General features: G+C 71.6%; 16 protein-coding genes and 1 tRNA gene. 8 read left to right on the forward strand and 9 right to left on the reverse strand.

The features are described from left to right. Window positions 1–142: 142 nt before the first annotated feature. Window positions 143–919, reverse strand: a complete 777-nt coding sequence (locus tag MMF93_RS05975) for a hypothetical protein (RefSeq protein WP_242750005.1) — start codon at window positions 917–919, stop codon at window positions 143–145. A gap of 47 nt (window positions 920–966) precedes the next feature. On the opposite strand from MMF93_RS05975, the gene MMF93_RS05980 reads away from it, so the two are divergent. Continuing rightward, on the forward strand, window positions 967–1,155 hold the full coding sequence (locus MMF93_RS05980; protein WP_114019287.1) for a DUF5703 family protein: 189 nt from the start codon (window positions 967–969) through the stop codon (window positions 1,153–1,155). Window positions 1,156–1,585: 430 nt separating this feature from the next. On the opposite strand, the gene MMF93_RS05985 is transcribed toward MMF93_RS05980, so the two are convergent. From MMF93_RS05985 to MMF93_RS05995, 3 genes are all read right to left on the reverse strand, one after another. Continuing rightward, window positions 1,586–2,569 (reverse strand): chaplin, encoded by a 984-nt coding sequence (locus MMF93_RS05985; protein ID WP_242750007.1) that lies wholly within the window; start codon window positions 2,567–2,569, stop codon window positions 1,586–1,588. Between the two features lie 231 nt (window positions 2,570–2,800). After that, window positions 2,801–3,034, reverse strand: a complete 234-nt coding sequence (gene chpH / locus MMF93_RS05990) for a chaplin ChpH (protein ID WP_114019289.1) — start codon at window positions 3,032–3,034, stop codon at window positions 2,801–2,803. 254 nt (window positions 3,035–3,288) lie between these two features. Continuing rightward, on the reverse strand, window positions 3,289–4,596 hold the full coding sequence (locus MMF93_RS05995) for a M20/M25/M40 family metallo-hydrolase (RefSeq protein WP_114020490.1): 1,308 nt from the start codon (window positions 4,594–4,596) through the stop codon (window positions 3,289–3,291). A 139-nt stretch (window positions 4,597–4,735) separates the two neighbouring features. Here MMF93_RS05995 and MMF93_RS06000 point away from each other — a divergent pair. The 4 genes from MMF93_RS06000 (at window position 4,736) to MMF93_RS06015 (ending at window position 9,034) form a co-directional block, all read left to right on the forward strand. Continuing rightward, window positions 4,736–4,820 (forward strand) — tRNA-Leu (locus MMF93_RS06000). 1,108 nt (window positions 4,821–5,928) lie between these two features. Further along, entirely contained in the window at window positions 5,929–7,446 is a 1,518-nt protein-coding gene (locus MMF93_RS06005; protein ID WP_242750008.1) for a carotenoid oxygenase family protein, read from the forward strand. A gap of 641 nt (window positions 7,447–8,087) precedes the next feature. Continuing rightward, window positions 8,088–8,651 (forward strand): cysteine dioxygenase, encoded by a 564-nt coding sequence (locus MMF93_RS06010; protein ID WP_242750009.1) that lies wholly within the window; start codon window positions 8,088–8,090, stop codon window positions 8,649–8,651. Next, window positions 8,651–9,034 (forward strand): rhodanese-like domain-containing protein, encoded by a 384-nt coding sequence (locus MMF93_RS06015; protein WP_242750011.1) that lies wholly within the window; start codon window positions 8,651–8,653, stop codon window positions 9,032–9,034. The genes MMF93_RS06010 and MMF93_RS06015 overlap by 1 nt, the downstream gene beginning before the upstream one ends. A gap of 92 nt (window positions 9,035–9,126) precedes the next feature. Here MMF93_RS06015 and MMF93_RS06020 read toward each other — a convergent pair whose 3' ends face one another. Beyond that, a complete protein-coding gene (locus MMF93_RS06020; RefSeq protein WP_423835359.1) occupies window positions 9,127–9,663 on the reverse strand; it encodes a MarR family winged helix-turn-helix transcriptional regulator in 537 nt (178 codons plus the stop codon). 299 nt (window positions 9,664–9,962) lie between these two features. Here MMF93_RS06020 and MMF93_RS06025 point away from each other — a divergent pair, with 299 nt between their 5' ends. Together MMF93_RS06025 and MMF93_RS06030 are read left to right on the forward strand one after the other, a co-directional pair. After that, window positions 9,963–11,672 (forward strand): MDR family MFS transporter, encoded by a 1,710-nt coding sequence (locus tag MMF93_RS06025; protein ID WP_242750013.1) that lies wholly within the window; start codon window positions 9,963–9,965, stop codon window positions 11,670–11,672. 508 nt (window positions 11,673–12,180) lie between these two features. Next, the gene (locus MMF93_RS06030; RefSeq protein WP_242750015.1) at window positions 12,181–12,630 is read left to right on the forward strand and encodes an NUDIX hydrolase; all 450 of its coding nucleotides are present in this window, start codon (window positions 12,181–12,183) and stop codon (window positions 12,628–12,630) included. 103 nt (window positions 12,631–12,733) lie between these two features. Here the strand turns inward: MMF93_RS06030 and MMF93_RS06035 are convergent, their stop codons facing one another. Together MMF93_RS06035 and MMF93_RS06040 are read right to left on the reverse strand one after the other, a co-directional pair. After that, window positions 12,734–13,282 (reverse strand): DUF488 domain-containing protein, encoded by a 549-nt coding sequence (locus MMF93_RS06035; protein WP_242750016.1) that lies wholly within the window; start codon window positions 13,280–13,282, stop codon window positions 12,734–12,736. Window positions 13,283–13,842: 560 nt separating this feature from the next. Further along, window positions 13,843–14,724: an NAD(P)-dependent oxidoreductase gene (locus MMF93_RS06040; RefSeq protein WP_242750018.1), complete on the reverse strand. Its 882-nt coding sequence runs from the start codon at window positions 14,722–14,724 to the stop codon at window positions 13,843–13,845. Between the two features lie 97 nt (window positions 14,725–14,821). Between MMF93_RS06040 and MMF93_RS06045 the strand changes: the two genes are divergently transcribed. After that, window positions 14,822–15,193 carry a winged helix-turn-helix transcriptional regulator gene (locus MMF93_RS06045; protein ID WP_242750020.1) on the forward strand — a complete coding sequence of 124 codons (372 nt, stop codon included), beginning with the start codon at window positions 14,822–14,824 and terminating at the stop codon, window positions 15,191–15,193. A gap of 259 nt (window positions 15,194–15,452) precedes the next feature. Here the strand turns inward: MMF93_RS06045 and MMF93_RS06050 are convergent, their stop codons facing one another. Together MMF93_RS06050 and MMF93_RS06055 are read right to left on the reverse strand one after the other, a co-directional pair. Next, entirely contained in the window at window positions 15,453–16,751 is a 1,299-nt protein-coding gene (locus MMF93_RS06050) for an amidohydrolase family protein (protein WP_242757294.1), read from the reverse strand. Window positions 16,752–17,263: 512 nt separating this feature from the next. Next, the gene (locus tag MMF93_RS06055; RefSeq protein WP_242750022.1) at window positions 17,264–18,484 is read right to left on the reverse strand and encodes a S8 family peptidase; all 1,221 of its coding nucleotides are present in this window, start codon (window positions 18,482–18,484) and stop codon (window positions 17,264–17,266) included. Window positions 18,485–18,647 lie beyond the last annotated feature (163 nt).

Genomic DNA, 18,647 nt, shown 5'->3' on the forward strand with positions numbered 1-18,647 from the left:
GGGCCGGGCGGCGACGGCGGGGCCCGGAGGCGCCCCGGTCCGCGCCGTAGAGCGGGGACGGCGCACACCGGGACGGCGGGGACGACGGAGACGACGGAGACGGAGATGTGGCGGTCGGGGTGGAGGCGGGGCCGGGCCCGGGCTACCGGCGCCCGGGCCCTGCCCCGCCTCCGGCCGCCGAGCCGGGCTCGTCCGCCGTCTCGACGAGCAAATCCTCCTCGTCCTCGTCGAAGACGGAGCTGACGTCGAAACGGCAGACGACGTGCTGCGGATCCGCCTGGTCGAAGGGGGCCGAGAGCCACTCACCCGGCTCGCCGGGCTCGTCGACCGCGGTCACCCACAGCGTGGAGTCACCCTCCTCCAGGCCGAACTCCTTGTGCCGGGTCGCGATCTCGTCCGGCTCGTACTCGCCGAACAGCACACCCAGCGCGGCGTGCACGCCACCGCCCGCCGAGGCGCCCTCGACCCGCTCGTCCTCCGCCGACTCGGGGTCCAGCTCGGTGACCCGCTCCGCCTGCGCGAGCATCCGCTGCGGTTCGGCGATGGTGTAGTCCCTGCGGATGAGGACGCTCAGCGCGGTGGGCGTCTCCGGCCCCGCGTAGGCGGGCAGCGTGTCCCCGCCGGGGATCTCGAAGGGGGTGACCTCGTCGTAGACCTCGTACAGCAGTTCGTCGTAGGCCTCTCCGGCCGCGGCGAGTTCGTCGAACGCGGCGTAGACGGCGGAGTCGAGTCCGGCGGTGTCCTGCTCCGCCGACGCCTCGCTCCGCTCCCCGTCACCGGCGTCGGCGTCCGCCCCCGCGGACGCCCGGGACTCACCCGCGCGGCGCTCGACGGCCTCCAGGTGCCGGTCCAGCGCGGCTTTGACCGCCTCGGCGGCGGCGCGTACGTCGGCAGCGGTGGGCTGCGCAGCATCAGACATAGTGCAGACGCTATCGGCAGACGGGCTCCACGCGCACAATGGTGGGGATGCCGGAATACGAATTTCGCGACGTGTACGTCCCCCGCGGTGTGTCCCGCAAGGCCGCGACCCAACTACTCACCGACCACGCCGAGTACGGGCACTGGGAGCTCGCCAGGACCAGGCTGTACCCCGACGGGAGCCGCCGGGTGCGACTGCGTCGCCGTATCATCCGTCAGCTGCGCGCCACCTGGTGATCACCACGGACGCCGCAGCCCGGACTCCGGGCCGGGGACACGGTGGCGCCGCCGGCGGACAGTGCGGGAGCGGGCCCCTCGCCGGGGCCCGCTCCCTCTTTCGCCCTGAACCCGCTCGTTCTGCCCTGAGCACTGCTCGCTTCCGCCTGAGCCCGCTCGTTCTGCCCTGAGCACAGCTAGCTTCCGCCTAAGCACTGCTCGCTTCCGCCTGAGCACTGCTCGCTTCCGCCTGAGCGCTGCTCCCTTCCGGGGCTGAGCGCTCCCGTTCCGGTCCCGCGGGCGCTCCTCGTTCCGGTCCCGGGGGCGCTCCTCGTTCCCGCCTCGGGGGCGCTACGCGTTCCCGCCCCGGGGCACTACTCGCTCCAGCGCGTCGCAGCGGAGCGCGTGCCGTCTCACTGCCCGGCGGGCGCGGACGCCGGCGCCGGACGGGTCAGCGGCGGGTGGCGACGCGGGAGCGCCGGTAGAGCACATAGCCCCCGGCGAGGAGGCCCATGCTGAGCGGCGCGGCGACGCCGAGCTGCGATCCCGCACCGGTGTGCGCCAGCTCGCCGTGGGCTTCGGCGCCGGCGTCGGCGGGCGCCGCGGGCACGGGCTGGGAGGCCGCGTGCACCTCGCCGGTGCTGCCGGGCTGATCGGGTGTCTGCGGCGAGTCCGGTGACGTGGGCTCGTCCGGATTCCCGGGCCGGTCGGGCCCACCCGGCTCGTCGGGCTGCCCGGGGCCTTCGGGGTCATCCGGATTTCCGGGGTTTCCGGGGTTTCCGGGATTCTCCGGGTGGTGCGGGGTCTCGGGCTGACCGGGCTCACCCGGCTTGCCCGGCTCTTCCGGCTCACCGGGGTTTCCCGGCTTCTCGGGCTGCTCCGGGTAGCCGGGCTCGACGGGTCCGGGCGCCTCCGGGTCGGCGCAGCCGTTGCCGTGCGCCGGGTTGAGGGCCCCGCCGACGTCGACGGTGTTACCGCAGACGTTGACCGGCACGTCGACCGGAACCTGTACGTCGTTGCCCGAGCCGACACCGGGGGAGCTCTGCGAGGAGCCGCCCGCGTGGGCACCGTTGCCGCCGCTGCCGCCTCCGGTGACCTGGTCACCGCGGCCGCCCTGGGGGCTCTGCCCGCTCGGTTGCCCCTCGTGCGAGCCGGAGCCGCCGCCCGAACCGCCCGCACCACCCGAACCGCTGCCGAGGCCCGCGCAGCCGTTGCCGGACGCCGGGTTGAGCAGACCGATGACGCTCACGGTGTTGCCGCAGATGTTGACCGTGACGTTCACGGGTGCCTGGAAGGTGTTGCCGGAGAGAACCCCCGGCGAGTTCCCGCTGTCGCCCTGGGCGCCCGCGTCCGCGAACGCCGTTCCCCCCGACATCGCGAACAGGCCGCCCGCGGCGGCCATGGTGATGAGGCCCTTTCTGGTGCCCTGTCGCATCGTGTGGATTCCCCTGCCTCGTGGTGGCTGCCCGATGTGGCTGCCTGATGTGGCTTTCTGTGGACCGGCCAGGGGGAGGCGCCTGTGTGCGCCGTCCCGCCCCCCTCGAACTTCTCGACCTCTTCGAGGGCCTCGGCCCTCGGAAGACCCGAGGGCCCCGGAGCGCGTGGCGCGCGCTCCGGGGCCGCTCAGGTTCGTGTGCTCACCGAACGGGTCGGGTGAGACTCGGCGTCAGGAGTTGACGCAGGTGTTGCCGAAGGCGGGGTTCAGCAGCCCGATCACGGAAACGCTGTTGCCGCAGGCGTTCACCGGGATGTGGACCGGAACCTGAACGACGTTGCCGGAAACAACACCCGGGGAGTGCACGGCGGCACCCTGCGCACCCGAGTCGGCGACGGCCATACCCGCACCAGCCAGTACCAGACCGCTGGTGGCAGCCGCAGCGGCGATGACCTTCTTGATCATTATTCCTCCTAGTTGGCAAGACGGTCCCAGCCGGGGACCGCATCTCCTGTAACGAGGACGGAGGAATCTGGCTACGAACTGACTAGATCATTCACTCTTCCCGGTCATATGAGCACACGTGACCGATTTCCCGGCCGGGCCGGGAACGGGCCGGGCGGCTCCGGGCCCGGCGTAGCTCCAGGCCCGGGGGCACGCCGGGCCTGGAGCACCTCGGGGCCCAGGCCCCAGGCCCCAAATCCCAGGCTTTGCCCCCCTCACGCCTGGTCGAGGAAACGGTCCAGCACCCGGGCTCCGAACTGCAGGCCGTCCACCGGCACCCGCTCGTCGACGCCGTGGAACATGCCGGCGAAGTCCAGCTCAGGCGGGAGCTTCAGCGGGGCGAAGCCGAAGCAGCGGATGCCCAGGTCGTCGAACGACTTGGCGTCGGTGCCCCCCGAAAGCATGTACGGCACGGCGCGGGCGATGGGGTCCTCGGCGCGCAGGGACGACTGCATGGCGTCCACGAGCGCCCCGTCGAAGGTGGTCTCCAGAGCCTTGTCCGCGTGCACGTCCTCCCGCTTGACCCGCGGACCCAGGAGGCGGTCGAGGTCGGCCAGGAACTCCTCCTCGTGCCCGGGCAGGAACCGTCCGTCCACGTGGGCTGTCGCCTGACCGGGAATGACGTTGACCTTGTACCCGGCACCGAGCTGCGTGGGCGCCGCGGTGTTCTGCAGGGTCGCGCCGATGATCTTCGCGATGCCACCGAGCCGGGTGAGGGTCTCCTCCATGTTCTCCGGGTCGAGCTCGATGCCGAGGGCGTCGGAGAGCTCGTCCAGGAAGGAGCGGACCGTCTTGGTCACCCGTACGGGGAACTTGTGGCGGCCCAGCCGCGCCACGGCCTCGCACAGCTCGGTGATGGCGTTGTCGTTGTTGGTCATCGACCCGTGCCCGGCGGTGCCGTCCACGGTCAGCCGCATCCAGTGCATGCCCTTCTGGGCGGTCTCGACGAGGTAGAGCCGCAGGTTCTCGTTGACCGTGAAGGAGAAACCGCCGACCTCACCGATGGCCTCGGTGACACCCTCGAACAGGTCGGCGTGGTTGTCGACCAGGTGCCGCGCCCCGTAGACACCGCCGGCCTCCTCGTCCGCGAGGAAGGCCAGCACGACGTCGCGGGGCGGCTTGCGCCCCGTCCGCAGACGGTCACGCACCACCGCCAGCGTCATGGCGTCCATGTCCTTCATGTCGACGGCGCCCCGGCCCCACACGCAGCCGTCGACGATCTCCCCGGAGAAGGGGTGGTGCGTCCAGTCGTCGGCGTTGGCCGGAACGACGTCGGTGTGCCCGTGGATGAGCAGGGCCGGACGCGAGGGGTCCTCGCCCGCGATCCGCGCCACGGTGGAGGCGCGGCCGGGCCTGGACTCGAAGATCTGCGGCTCCAGCCCCACCTCGGCCAGCTTCTCGGCGACGTACTCGGCCGCCGCCCGCTCGCCCGGCCCCTCGTTGTTGCCGTAATTGCTGGTGTCGATCCTGATCAGGTCACGGCACAGATCGACGACCTCGGTCTCGGCGGTCTCGGCACTCACGCTGCCTCCTCTTCTCGCAGGTAGACCCCCATACTCCCGCTCACACCGCGGCGCCCCAAGAGGCGGGTGATCGCAGTCCGCCACGGGTGCTAAGGTTTAACCCGTCGCCAGGGCCGCCACGGCCCGAGCGGCACACCCGGTCGGGGTGGCGGAATGGCAGACGCGCTAGCTTGAGGTGCTAGTGCCCTTTACAGGGCGTGGGGGTTCAAGTCCCCCTCCCGACACGCACCATACGCACACGCGGCGGCGGGTCGTGACGTAACAGTCACGGTCTGTCGCCGTTTGTCGTACGTGAGGGACAGGCCCAACGATTCGTAGATCGGGCGCTTGTCCGCCGGCTGTGCAGCGAGAAGACGATCTTTCATGTCGCCGAGCGTCTGGATCACGGCCGCCAGTCCGATGCAGAGAAGCATTGCCTCTCGGGCTGACTCGAGCAGCTGGCACGGAGCCGCTGCTCGGCAGCACTCTTCTCCCGTTGGGCCTCGTTGATCCGCTGGGTTACCAACACCGGGTTCGATCCGGCGTCCAGTGCAGCGCGGTATCCAGCAAGCGTCGGTCGCAGGCGGCTACCTGCTGCCGGGCTTCAGCAAGCTCAGGTGTTTCTTGTCCCCACTCCTGCCCTTGGGCGGTATGGAGCTGGCGAAGGGTGCTTGGAAGCCGTCCCGGAGAAAAATGGCGGGCAATCCACTCGTCGAGCTTCGGCGCATGCGGCCGGGCCGCGTTGGCACAGTCGGACCCCTGGCCGGAAGATTTCAGCGCGAGCCCGCTGGTCATCGACACCGACATCGGCGGCGATGCAGACGAGGCGATGGCCGTGGCCGCCCCTGGCCACTCACAGGCACGAGACGGGTGCTTGTCCGCCTTCACGCGGCTGGGTTCTCGCCGACTGCATCGCGTGGCCGCTGATCGTCGACTGGCGTGTGCGTGGCCGGGGTGGGCTTCCGGCGGAATCGTTTCTTCTCCATGCCCCGTAAGGCAGCCCAGACGACGAAGGTTGCTGCTGTCAGTACCCATAGGCCGATCCAGAGGAGTCGCCCGACCGACCGCTCCTGTCTGCCAGCCGGCACAAGCCCCACCCAGCGTGCCCCCCCCCGTAGCGCCCACAGCAGCACTTGGAGGCTTCTCTGCAGCGTGTTCCCAGTGCGCCCACCCCTTCACGGCCCTTGCCGCGCGCTGGTGCCGCCTGGCGGGGTGTACCTGAGACCACCCCGTTTTCCGGGCTCCACCCCTCCTGCCCCCGGCCTTCCCGCGCTCCACGATGGACCACACAGCGCAACGCACAGTCAGGATGTCGAGGAGGCCGGTGCCTGCACCGGCGGACGGGGAGTGATGATGAAGGGCCAGTCACGGCGCAGGGTTTTGCAGGCAGGCGCGTTCGCCGCGGTCTCGGGAGCCGCAGCCGGGATGACGGGGGGCCGCGCCACAGCCGCCGCTTCTGCCACCCGGCCCACCTCCATCCCATCCGCCCGCAAGTCCGGGGGCGCCCTGCCGTTCCTGGAAGGCGCGTTCACTCCCGCGACCAAGGAGCTGACCGCGTTCGACCTCGACGTCACCGGAAAGATCCCCCGTGACCTCGACGGACGCTACCTGCGCACCGGCCCCAACGCCCTCGGTCTCGAAGATCCCCGCGCCCACCACTGGATGCTCGGCGACGGCATGGTCCACGGTGTCCGTCTGCGCGCCGGCCGCGCCGAGTGGTACCGCAACCGCTGGGTCCGCTCCTCCCAGGTAGCCGAAAAGCTTCGCGAAACCTACCCGGGCTCCGCCCCTGCGGACGACTTCGCCTGCAACACCCACATCATCGGCTACAAGGGCCGCATCCTTGCCCTGCAAGAGGGCGGCCCTCTGCCCTACGAGCTGGACGGCAACCTCTCGACCCTGCGCCCGTACGACTTCCGCTCCACCCTCAAGAGCTCGTTCACCGCTCACACCAAGTACGATCCGGCCGCTGACGAACTCCACGCGGTGACCTATTACCCCACCTGGGACCACGTACGGCATCTGGTCATGGACCACACCGGCCGCCTCGCCCGCACCCACCGCATCCCGGTCGCGGACGCCCCGATGATGCACGACTTCGCCCTCACCGGAAAATACGTCGTCATCGTCGACGTCCCCCTCACTTTCGACGAACAAGCCGCCCAGGCAGGCGCTCTGGTCCCCTACGAGTGGAACCACCACCACCCCATGCGTCTGGGTGTGATGCCCCGCACGGGAGGAACCGTCCGCTGGTTCGCCATCGACCCTGTCTACTTCTCCCACACCCTCAACGCCTACGACGACGGCAACCGCATCGTCGTCGAGTACACCTCCATGCCCGCCCCGTTCTACGCCGCGGGCCTCGGCAGCGGCGGGCCCACCGCCACCGGTGCCCCCACCCTGGACCGCTGGACCATCGACCTCACCCGCAGCCACGTCACCGCCACCCGCCTCGATGACCTGCCCCAGGAATTCCCCCGCATCAACGAACACCTCACCACCCGCCGCCACCGCTACGGCTACACCGCCAGCGCCGCCGAGATGTGGCGCGCCTATGAGACTGTCGACGGCCAGATCCCCGACACCAAGTTCACCAACTGCCTCGTCAAACACGACATGCTGCGCTCCACCCGCCAGGTACGCCGCTTCCCCGCGGGGGCGGGCGCCAGCGAACCCGTCTTCGTGCCCCGCCGCGGCGCCCGCGACGAGGACGACGGCTACGTCCTGTCCTACGTCAACGACCCCGACCGCGGCGCCACCGACCTCGTCATCCTCGCCGCCCAGGACTTCACCGGCCACGCTCTGGCCCGCGTCCACCTGCCCGGCCGTGTCCCCCTCGGCTTCCACGGCAGCTGGGTGCACGACGCCTGATATCGCGGGTTTCGCCCGGTGGCGGAAGTGTGGCGGGCCTCCGGGCGTGCAGGGGCGGTCTCGCGGAGACCGCCCCTCGATCGTGCGACAGCGGCGCAGGTAGTGACGGCGGCGGCGCAGGTAGTGACGGCGGCGGCGCAGGTAGTGACGGCGGCGGCGCAGGTAGTGACGGCGGCGGCGCAGGTAGTGACGGCGGCGGCGCAGGTAGTGACGGCGGCGGCGACTGTCTGGCGTCGTCGGCGCCGGTTCGACCAGCTCACCGCGTGGTGTCGGACCCGGTGTCCGCGCACGTGCGGGTGGGGTGGACGACATGCTGCCAGGAGTCGCCGAACCTCCGCCACGGCGAGCTCGACGGCCCCGTGCCGCTACCAGCCCACGAAACGGCGGACCTCGTACTGGTCCAGGCCGCGCTCGACATACGCCCGCAGTGTCCCGTTCACAGAGCAGTCGCCCATGGCGCGAACTGCGCATTCGACTGGTTGACCCCGCGGCCCGCTCCTGCCAATCTTGCCGCCATGCCCACCGGTACGCGCTCTTTCCTACGGCGCCACGTGGACCTGGTCCGCGTGGCCAGCGCGTTGTGTCATCCCGGCCGCGCCTGACGACCGGATTCCACGACACGCCCCCTGTGAGGTATCGCCATGACCGCGCCTCTGCGCGCCGACGCACGCCTGCTCACTCCCGCTCAGTTGACTCAGAGCGTACGCCGCTTCACCTCGTCCTCCTCGCTGTGGACCTCCCGCGTTCGCTTCACCACGCCCGAACGCTTCTCCATCCGGCTCGCCCACAGCGAGGCACACGAAGTCTGGCTGCTGACCTGGCTGCCCGGCCAGGGCACCGACATCCACGACCACGGCGGCGCCTCCGGCGCCTTCGGCGTGGTCCGAGGAGAGCTCACCGAACAGACCTTCGCCCGCCGGTGGGAAGCCGCCGTGCCACCGAGTCCACGGCGGCTTCCCACCGGCGGTGTCCGCTCCTTCGGCCCCCGCCACATCCACCAGGTGCGCAACGACAGCGACAGCCCGGCGGTCAGCATTCACGCCTACTCCCCCGCGCTTGCCACCATGTCCTCCTACCGGGAGTCGCCGGGCAGCGGAGGGGTCGAGTTGGTCCGTACAAACACCGTCGACGGCGCCGATGATTTCGACGAACTCGCCGACGCCCCCGACCTGGACAGTTCCGACGACCGTGACGGGCAGGCGTGATGGGCATCGACGACAGGCTCGCCGACGTGCGCCGCTCGCTCGAGAGGCTCCATCCACACGAGGCGCACGCGGCCGTGGCCGAGGGCGCGGTGCTGGTGGACACCCGCCCGGAATTCCAACGACGGGCGGCCGGAACCATTCCTGGCGCGCTGATCGTGGAGCGCAACCACCTGGAGTGGCGCCTCGACCCCGCCAGCTCCGGCGCCCTTCCCGAGGCCACGGACACCACGACCCGATGGATCGTGCTGTGCGACGAGGGGTACGCCTCCTCGCTCGCCGCGGCCTCTCTGCGGTGGATCGGCCTGCCCCGCGCGACTGATCTCATCGGCGGCTTCCAGGCGTGGCGCCGGGCAGGGCTTCCGGTGACGCCGGCGGTCGGCTGAGCCGCGACGCGGCCGGCCGCACGAGGCCCCCGTCCAGCGGGAGGGGGGCCTCGTCGCCGGACGTCGCGGGGGCGCAAGCCCCGGGCATGACGTCAGTCGCGGGCGGCGTCGTCCAGCGAGCGCACGAACTTGGTGAGCAGTCGTGCGAACTCCCGCTGCTCGCCCGCGTCCCAGTCCCCCAGCACGTCGGAGTAGAAGAGCTGCCGCGTCCGGTGGGCGGCGACCACGGCTTCCTCGCCTGTCGCGGTCAGCTCCAGGCAGCTTCTGCGGCCGTCCTCCTGCGAGGCCACGCGGCGCACGAATCCCGATCTGACGGCTTCGGCGACGATCCGGCTCGCCCGTGAGGGGTCGATGGCGAGCCGGTCGGCGACGAACCCGACCGTGACGTCGCTGCCGCTGCCGCTGCCGCTGTCGCCCGCGCCCTCGTCGACGGCGTCGATGACGGCGAGCGTGTTGAGGTCCACCGGTTCGTCGAGGTCGTCGACCACGGGCCGGGCGAGGCTGCGGCGGGACTGGCGGCGGCGGATCCGGACCATCGCCGCCTCGATGTCTGACAGCACGTCCTGCTCGACCGGGCCCCTTCCGCCCCGCGCCGAGGTATGCGCCTGACTTCCTTCGCCCTTCGTCACGCTGCGAGGCTACCGGCTTCCGCGCCAAGAGCTTATGTGTGGGTTCCCGGCCCAGGTGTGCTGGTCAGGCATGCGCGGTTCGCATCTGAAGAGGGCTCCGCCCCCTTGCCTCTCCGCTCTCTCGATATTCCGATGCGGGCAGCACTTATATGCTAGTAGCATAAAATTGCTTGAAGCACTCTCCTGCCCGCGCCCCCTCACCGAGCGACGTCCACCGCACCCATCGGCCACCGACCACGGCCACCGGCCACCGGCCACCGGCCACCGACGGACGGCCACCGACGGACGGAGAGAACCCGATGACCGATACCGGACCAGGCCGGTCCCCCCGCCCCGCGGACACCGCACCCCCACCCCCGCGCCCCCTGCCGCCCAGGTTTCCGCTGCTCCTCGGCGCCCTGCTGCTGACCAGCGCGATGTCGATGCTCGACCAGTCGATCGTCGCCACAGCGGGACCCCGCCTGACCGGTGACCTGGGCGCCCTGGACCTCTACAGCTGGACCTTCACCGCGTACATGCTGACCTTCAGCGTGGCCATGCTCGTGTACGGAAAGCTCGGCGACCTCTTCGGCCGCCGCACGGTCTACCTGGCCGCCCTCGTGCTCTTCCTCGCGGGCTCGGTGGCCTGCGGCGCGGCCGGTTCCATGGGCTGGCTCATCGTCTTCCGCGCCCTCCAGGGGCTCGGCGGCGGAGGGCTCCAGGTCAGCGCGTTCTCCGTCCTCGGCGACCTGATGCCACCGCGCCAACGAGCGAAGTACCAGGGGTGGTTCGCCGGCGTCATGGTCATCGCCAACCTCGCGGGGCCGCTGGCCGGCGGCTTCCTGACCGACCAGCTCGGCTGGCGGTGGATCTTCCTCATCAACCTGCCGCTGGGCCTGCTCGCCATGGCGGGCATCAGGCTCCTGCTGCCCACGACTCCCCGCAAGACGGCACGGCCCCGCATCGACCACGCCGGCACGGCGCTGCTGACCGGAGTCATCGTCTGCCTCGTCCTGGTGACGGACCTGGCAGGACGCTACGGCTGGGATCACGCCGTCGTCTGGAGCCTGGCCGCGGGCGCCGTCGCACTGGGCGCGGTGTGGGCACGCCACGAGCGGCGCACGGTCGAACCCATCGTCCCGCTCGGACTCTTCCGCAACCGGACCTTCACCATCTGCGTGGTGGTCGCCTTCGCCGTCAGCTTCGCCTTCTTCGGCTGCGTCAACTTCGTCCCCCTCCTCTTCCAGACCGTCGAGGGCGTGAGCGCCACCCGCACCGGACTCCTCTTCCTGCCCGCGATGATCGGCATGGCCATCGCGACGGTCGTGGCAGGACAGGTGATCGGCAAGACCGGGCGCTACAAGTGGTTCCCGGTCGCCAGCACAGCGCTGGCGACCGGCGCCGCGGGCCTGATGTCGCTGACCTCCGCCGACACCAGCACGGCGACGTTCAGCCTCCTGCTGGCCGTCATGGGCATCGGGGTCGGACTCTCCTCGCAGGTCACCACGCTCGTCGCCCAGAGCACCGCGCCGCGCGCGCACATAGGCGTCAGCACCTCCACGGTCGGCCTTGCCCGCAACCTCGGTGTCGCCTTCGGCGCCACCGTGTTCGGCTCCCTGCTCAACGCGCGCCTGGCCGGCGAAGCCGCCGGCCTGCTCCCCTCGGACGTGGCCGACCAGGTGGTGGGCGGCTCCCTCGAACCCGAGAAGATCGACACCCTCGCCCCGCAGACGGCCTCCGCGGTGGCCGACGTCTACAGCAGCGCCCTGTCGGCCGTCTTCCTCTCCGCCGTACCCGTCCTCCTGCTCGGCCTGGTACTCGCACTGCTGCTCAAGGACGTCAGACTGAAGGCACGCGGGCCGGGAGGTGCGGGGAGCCCCGCGGTGCCGGGAGGTCCGGGGAATGCGGAAGGCCCGAGGGGGCCGGGGGCTGACGACGGCGGCTCGGCCGGCACCGGGGACGCGGGCGCGGGCGGCGACACGGGTACCGGCACGGAAACCGACGCCCCCGAAGGCACGCCGAGGACCTGACCGCGGTCGGCCCGCACCGCGCTCGCGAGGTTCTCGAGCGGGCGTCGAGCCGACCGTGCCGGCCTCGCCCGCATGCCTGACAACGAGACGGGCGCGACGAGTCCGCGCAGCGGGTTTCCGCGGGGCTGGAGGTTCGGCACCTGGCTGACCTGGCTCCTCCCGTATCCGCTCACCCCTTGGGAGGCCTGACGCACTCCAGCGTCAGTCGAGAGGTTCTCGAGTCAGCCCCGGCACAGTGCATGACGGGGCGCGGCGCCGGCGGCCTGGCGCGCGCCCTCGACGGCGGGAGGGACGCGGCGTTTCCCCGTGACGCAGTGTCCCACCCGCCCCTTCGCCCCGGCCCTGGCCCTGGCCCGCATGACCGCGCCGCGCCGGGTGCTCTCCACCATGGCCAAGTCACCAGCACCGTCCCCCTCAGGATGCCGGTCGCGCGGATCGGCGACGCCGCCTCGCTGACGCAGGTACCGTCGGAGACCACCCACGCCCCGCCACCACCACCCCGGCAGCCATGACACCTGAACTCGCGACACCGGCCACGCCCGTCATCGACACCCACGTGTTCGTCCGCGACGGGAACAAGTTGCTGCTGTCCCTGCGTGGCAGCCCCTACGGGTACGGCCGGTGGCATGCGCCTTCCGGGAAACTCGACCGGGGCGAGTTCCTCGCCGCGGGAGCCGCCCGGGAGCTGTACGAGGAGACAGGCCTGTCGGTCGACCCCGAGGACCTGCGCATGGTGCACGTCGTGCACCACAAGGAGGGCCAGGACAACGACCGGATCGGCTTCTTCTTCGAGGCGGCCCGGTTCCGGGGCGAGCCGGTCAACCGCGAGCCGGACAGGTGCCTCGGCCTGCGCTGGTTCGCGGTCGACGACCTGCCGGACGACCTCATCGCCTACCCGGCGGCCGGTCTGCTCGGCTACCTGTCCGGCGCCTCGCTGCTGAGCGAACACGGCTGGTAGCGGCGCCCCTCACACCGAGCGCGCCGGCCGTCCGCTCCCCCGTCGCAGGCGACCGACGGGACGGGCCGCCACGACGCAGGAGACAGCCGGTCTCACTCGGCGGTCAGGACGGTCCGGGGTCCTCGCCGTCGTAGACCAGCAGGCCGTCCGCGCGCAGGCGGGCGCCGGGCGTGGGCGGGTGGTCGGTGAGACGGCCGTCGTGGGCGAGGTGGCGGGCGGGGTGGCCGCGGGCCAGGACGGCGAAGTCGGCGATGAGCCGGCGGTGGCAGCGCCACCACACCGACTCGCTGCACATGACGGCCGTGGTGGCCTGCGACGCCTCGTCGAGCAGGTCGTCCATGGCGGCGAGGAAGTCGGGATCGCGGGTGTGCCCCGCGTAGCCGCGGAAGGACGCGTTGCGCCAGAAGGTGTCGGGCGAGTCGGGGGCGGCGCGGCGGAAGCCGCCGAGCCGCTTGTCCCAGCGGTAGCCGATCCCCTCGGCGGGCAGCCAGTCGCTCAGCGCGTCGCGGTGCACGTCGGGGTTGCGGCGGCTGCCGGGTGCGGTGCGTACGTCCACGAGGGACCGCACCCCGGCACCGTGCAGCAGCCGGGTCAGCTCCGCGCGCCCTGCGGTGCCGTGCCCCAGGGTCAGCAGCGGTGGTACGTCCTCCACGGCTCCCAGGATGGCACCCGGGGCGGGGTCACGCCCCACGAGGCCCCTGCCGGAGCCCCGTGCCCCCGGTGCCAGACCGCCCCGCACTCTTTCGGATGCGGGGCGGGACGCCTTGACCAAGCCGTGGGCGAAACGTCTAACGGCCCCTCCAGCGGGTTCGAGTACAGCGTTAGCACCATTACGCGGAATCGCCCGTTCGATGGGGATCGAACGCTTGGGCTGTGGAACCATCCGGCCGGCCCACCGGCCGGGCAAGACCCGCAACGTGCGACTGGCTCAACGGTCGTCGAGTCCGAACATGAAATCTGCGGCGGAGGGGGAGCCATGGTCAAGATCAGCCGGTCCACGAAGGACATGGTGGAGAGTGCAGGTTTCTCTCTTGACCCGGAGACCGCTGGCGGAGACCTCGTGATGGTCTTCAAGGGCAGTGTCCTTCGTGGTCTTCCGGTCGGGAAGCTAGGTGACCACCGGTCATGGTGCGGTATCCGTCGCATGAAAGACAGAGAGCTTCGACGCGACCCGGGGGCGCCGATCTCATGCCGGGCACCGCAATACACCGGTCAGCGCACGAGCAGGTCGATCACGCCCGTCAGGTCCTCCTCGCCGCTGCCCTCGGCCAGGCGACGGCGCATCAGCTCGAAGTAGGGGCTCAGCAGTTCCGGGCTGACCCCCTGCTGCTCGGCGGTATTCAGGAAGGTCGGCGTGCCGGCCACCTGCATGGCGAGGCTGGAGACGACGCCCTTGGTGTAGTCGCCGCTGCGCAGCTGGTCGGCGGTCTGGTGAACGGCCGGGGCCATCGCGACGAGCCAGTCGGCGAGCAGCGGGGCGAGCGCCGCGGGGTCGATGTCCTCCTTGCGGATCAGGGCGAAGGCGTGCGCGGCACCGGCGAACATCCCGTACATGGCGCTGAGCAGGGCCACGTCGTGCAGGGCTGCGAAGCTCGCGTCCTCACCGACGTAGGTGGTGCCGGCCGGGACGGCCAGGGTCTCCCGGTGCCGCTCGAACAGCTCTGGCGAGCCGCTGTAGAAGACGTAGCCGCCGGCTTCCGGGAGGCCGATCATCGGCGGGACGGCCATGATTCCGCCGTCCAGGTAGCGGGCGCCGCGCTGACGGGCCCACTCGGCGCGGGCGCGGGCCCGGGCGGGGGTGCTGGTGGTCAGGTTGACCAGGTCTCGGCGGGCCAGATCGGTACCGGCCAGCACCTCCTCGACCGAGGCGTCGCCCAGCAGGCAGACGATGATCAGGGGGTTCGCCGCGACCGCCGCAGCGGCGCTGTCCGCGACCCGTGCCCCCTCGGCGGCTAGTGCCGCGGCGCGGGCCGGGGTGCGGTTCCAGACGGTGAGCGGGTGGCCGGCGGCAAGCCAGGTGCGGGCCAGCGCGGTGCCCATCGCGCCGAGCCCCAGCAGGGTGACGGGGGTCTTCTCAGCAGTGTTCTGTGTCATGCCGATGAGGCTGGTCGCAGGCCCGGAGGTGATCAAGTACGCACTTGGCAGTGGGTGGTTACTCCGGGGTGAGCGAGCACGTCACAAGGGGTGGGGCATGGCGACGCTGAACCGGCCGGGTGCACCGGACGGCCACGTCTGCGGGATCGACACCGCGATGGAGGTGATCGGCGGCAAGTGGAAGGTGCTGGTCCTCTGGGCGCTCCACGAGCACCCCTGCCGTCGCTTCGGGGAGCTGCGCCGACTGCTTCCGGGGATCACCGAGAAGGTGCTGGCCTCTCACCTGCGGGAGCTGGAAGCGGATGGCGTCGTGCGCCGTGTCTCCTACGACGAGGTGCCGCCTCGGGTGGAGTACTCGCTGACCGAGGACGGCATGCGCCTCAACGACGCGCTCCAGCCGCTGGCCGCCTGGGGGCGCGAGCGCCCGACCACTCGTGCGCTGGAGAAGAAGACGGGTCAGGGTCTGTGATGAACGTGCTGGTCGCAGCCGTTCGTTGAGGGCCGCGACCAGCACGGTGGCTGCGCAGCGGACGGCGGGGTTGTCGTATCGCGTGACCTACCAGGACAGCGGACGCCTCTCCCCCGGCAAAAGCATTCCGCCGGGGGGCGTATGCCTCGGCGAGCAGCCCCGTGGGAGAGCACGCGCCGGCCCCCTCCGTGTACGACGGGGCGGGGGCCGGCTGCTGCTCGGCCCCTGCGAAAGGGGCCCCGCGCCCGGCCTTCCCGGCTCAGTCGCCCGGTGTCGGTTCGACGCGGTCGATGTCGGCGCGGCGGACGACCGCGCGTCCGACCTCTCCCGCGCGTTCGACCAGCGCGGGGCCGTCCCAGTGCGGGGGCCAGCCGCGCCACAGGCGCAGGCGGCCCGCGACGACGACGGCGGTGAGCTGGTCGCGGCCGGCGAGCCGCACGAGTTCCCACTCCAGGTCCCAGGAGGGGGTGAGCTCGGGGACGTCGAGATCGACGAGGAGGAAGTCGGCGGCCTTGCCGACGGCGATCTCGCCCGTCTTCTTCTTCAGCCCGACCGCGTCGGCGCTGCCCGAGGTGGCGTGGTCGATCCAGAGCCGCCCGGCGCCGCAGACGGAGTCGCCGGTCGCCAGCCCTGAGGTGAGGCGCTGGGCGCTCTCGGCTGCGTCCACCATGCGGAAGCCGTCGCCTCGGGTGCCGTCGGTGCCGGTGCCGAACCGCACGTCCCAGGCGGCCATCGTCGTGGCCTGGGCGACGGCGTTGCCCTTCCACGCGCTGGCGACGGGGTTGTAGCTGATCGCTGCGCCCGTGTCGGCGAGCAGCTTGATCTCGTGGGGGCTGAGCAGCGTGGCGTGCGCGCCGAGCGTGGCCGGGCGGAGGGCGCCGACGTGGTGGAGGTAAGCGAGGGGGCGCCGGCCCACCGACTTGAGGGAGCGTTCGACGGCGGCCAGGTGTTCGTTGACGTGGGTCTGGAAGACGGCGCCCGCCTCCTCGCACATCCGCGCCGTCGCCTTGAGCACCTTCGCTGTGGCGTCCTCGGGCACCGGTATGGCCAGCGAGGGGTGGATGAGTGCGTGTCCGTCCCAGCGCTCCAGGTGCTCCTTGCCGCCCTTGCCGTCGGAGACGACCTTGCTGAGCACGCAGCGGATGCCGGCCTCTTCGGCACCCTTGGCCACCGCCTTCACGTCGACGGGGGCGCGGGTGCCGGCGTCGGCGACGGTGGTGAAGCCGCCGCGCAGCGACTCCAGCGCTGCCAGCTTCGCCGCCAGGTAGGCGCTCTCCTCGTCCAGCGCGTGTTCCAGCGGCTCCCAGACGGTCTTGAAGATCTCGGACGGCTGCCCGAACGCCTGTGCCTTGCCGAAGCTCTGTGTCAGGTGGTGGTGGGCGTCCACGAACCCGGGCATGAGCAGGTGCCCTTCGAGGCGGACGGGGTGGAGGTGGGAATGTCTGGCGGTGAGCTCGTCCGCGGGGCCGATCTCGCGGAAGACGCCCTTCTTGACGAGCACGGCGTGGTCCTTGACGACGCCCTTGGGCAGCAGCACCCGGTCCGGTACGAGCAGCAGCGTGTCCGCGTCGAAGGACTTGGGCCCGAGCTTCTTGCCCCCGGCCTCGGTGTCCCGGTCCTGGGCGTGGGCCGGAGCCGCCGACGCACCGGCGAACAGGCCCGCGGCGCCGGTCGCTCCCGCGCCGGCGAGGAACCTGCGGCGGGCGAGGTCGTCCCGCCTTCCCCCGGGATGCTCTCCCCGGCTTTGGTCCGGAGCCTGTTCCGCGCCCCCGTCCGTGGCGTGTCCGTCGCCCGCGCCCCGGCCCCGTTCATCGCTCGCGTCCGGGTCACGGCCCGTCGTCGTCGGCCGTTCCGGTATCGCCTCGTCCGCCACCGCACACCCCTTCGGCTGATCTTGCTCCGGGAAGGCCACGACCCTAGAGGAGCTCACGGCGCGGAACAAGACTTCCGGGATACGGGATATTCGGATACGTGGGCTACACAGGTGTCGGTCCGACGCGGGGCCGGCCCGTGCACCGGTGGGGACGGTGACACGGGCCGGCGTCTGGGGCGGGCGGAGGGAGGAGGGGGTCAGCCCAGGCGGCTGACGTTCAGCAGGGCGTTGGGCGAGCCGGATCCGGGGTTGCCGACCACGCCGGTCTGCGCGTTGCCGACGAGGGCGTCGCGCACCTGGCCCGGCGAGGCGCTCTGGTGCGCGGACAGGTAGAGCGCCGCGGCGCCCGCGGCGTGCGGGGTGGCCATGGAGGTTCCGCTCATGGTGGTGGAACCGCCGCCGTTGCGCGTGGAGGTGATGCTGCCGCCCGGCGCGAACAGGTCGAGGCAGCGGCCGTAGTTGGAGAAGTACGACCTGCCGTCGCCACGGTCGGTCGAGCCGAGGGTGATGGCCGCGGGCACCCGCGCCGGGCTGGTGTTGCAGGCGTTGCTGGAGTCGTTGCCCGCTGCCACGGCGAAGGTGACGCCGCTGTCGATGGCGCCCTGGACGGCGTTGTCCACGGACGAGCTGGCGCCGCCGCCCAGGCTCATGTTGGCGACGGAGGGGCCGCTGTGGTTCCGCGCCACCCAGTCGATGCCGCCGATGACCTGCGACCACTGGCCCGAGCCCTGGCAGTTGAGCACCCGCACCGCGACCAGGTCGACGTTCTTGGCCACGCCGTAGGAGCGGCTGCCGACCGTGCCGGCGACGTGGGTGCCGTGGCCCTGGCAGTCGCTGGCGTCGCTGTCGTTGTCGATGAAGTCGTAGCCGCTGCTCGCCCGGCCGCCGAACTCCGTGTGCGTCATGTCGATGCCGGTGTCGACGATGTAGGCGGTCACGCCCGAGCCGTCGTTGGGGTAGCTGTAGGAGTTGTCGAGTGCGCCGTCGACCCGGTCGATGCCCCAGGAGGGCGGGCTGGGCTGTGTCCCGGTGGTGTGCGCCTTGCCGTCGGCCTCGACGTACTTGACGCCCGGCGCCGCCGCGAGCTTCTCGGCCTGTGCCTCGGTGGCGCGGAAGGAGAACCCGCGGAAGGCCGCCGAGTACACCTGGCCGACCTCGCCGCCGTAGGCGTCGGTGAGCCGTTCGGCGGTGGCGCGGGCCTGGGTGTGCGCGGTGGCGGACACCGAGGCCTGGCCGTCGAGCGCCACGATGTACTGGCCGGATATCGCGCCGGGCGCGGAGGCGCCGCGGATGGTGCCCTGCTGCGCTTCGGGGGTGGACGCGCCGGCGGTGGCGGCTCCGCTCAGCCCCAGCGCCGTCGCGGTCAGCGCGCCGATGCCCAGGGCCGTGAGGCGTCTGCTGCGCGTACGAGTACCCATGGATACTGCTCCTCGTCGTGGGGGTCGGGGCGGGCGGGGAGCGCCCGTCCGTCTGGCCCACACCCTCGGGCCGCCACCGGAGCAGAACAATCCGGAACGTCATAGGTAGGGGTACGTATTCGCGCGGTGAACGCACGCCGTGGAACGGCGCTTTCCGGCCACG

This window comes from Streptomyces tubbatahanensis (genome assembly GCF_022699385.1).
Classification (GTDB): domain Bacteria; phylum Actinomycetota; class Actinomycetes; order Streptomycetales; family Streptomycetaceae; genus Streptomyces; species Streptomyces diacarni.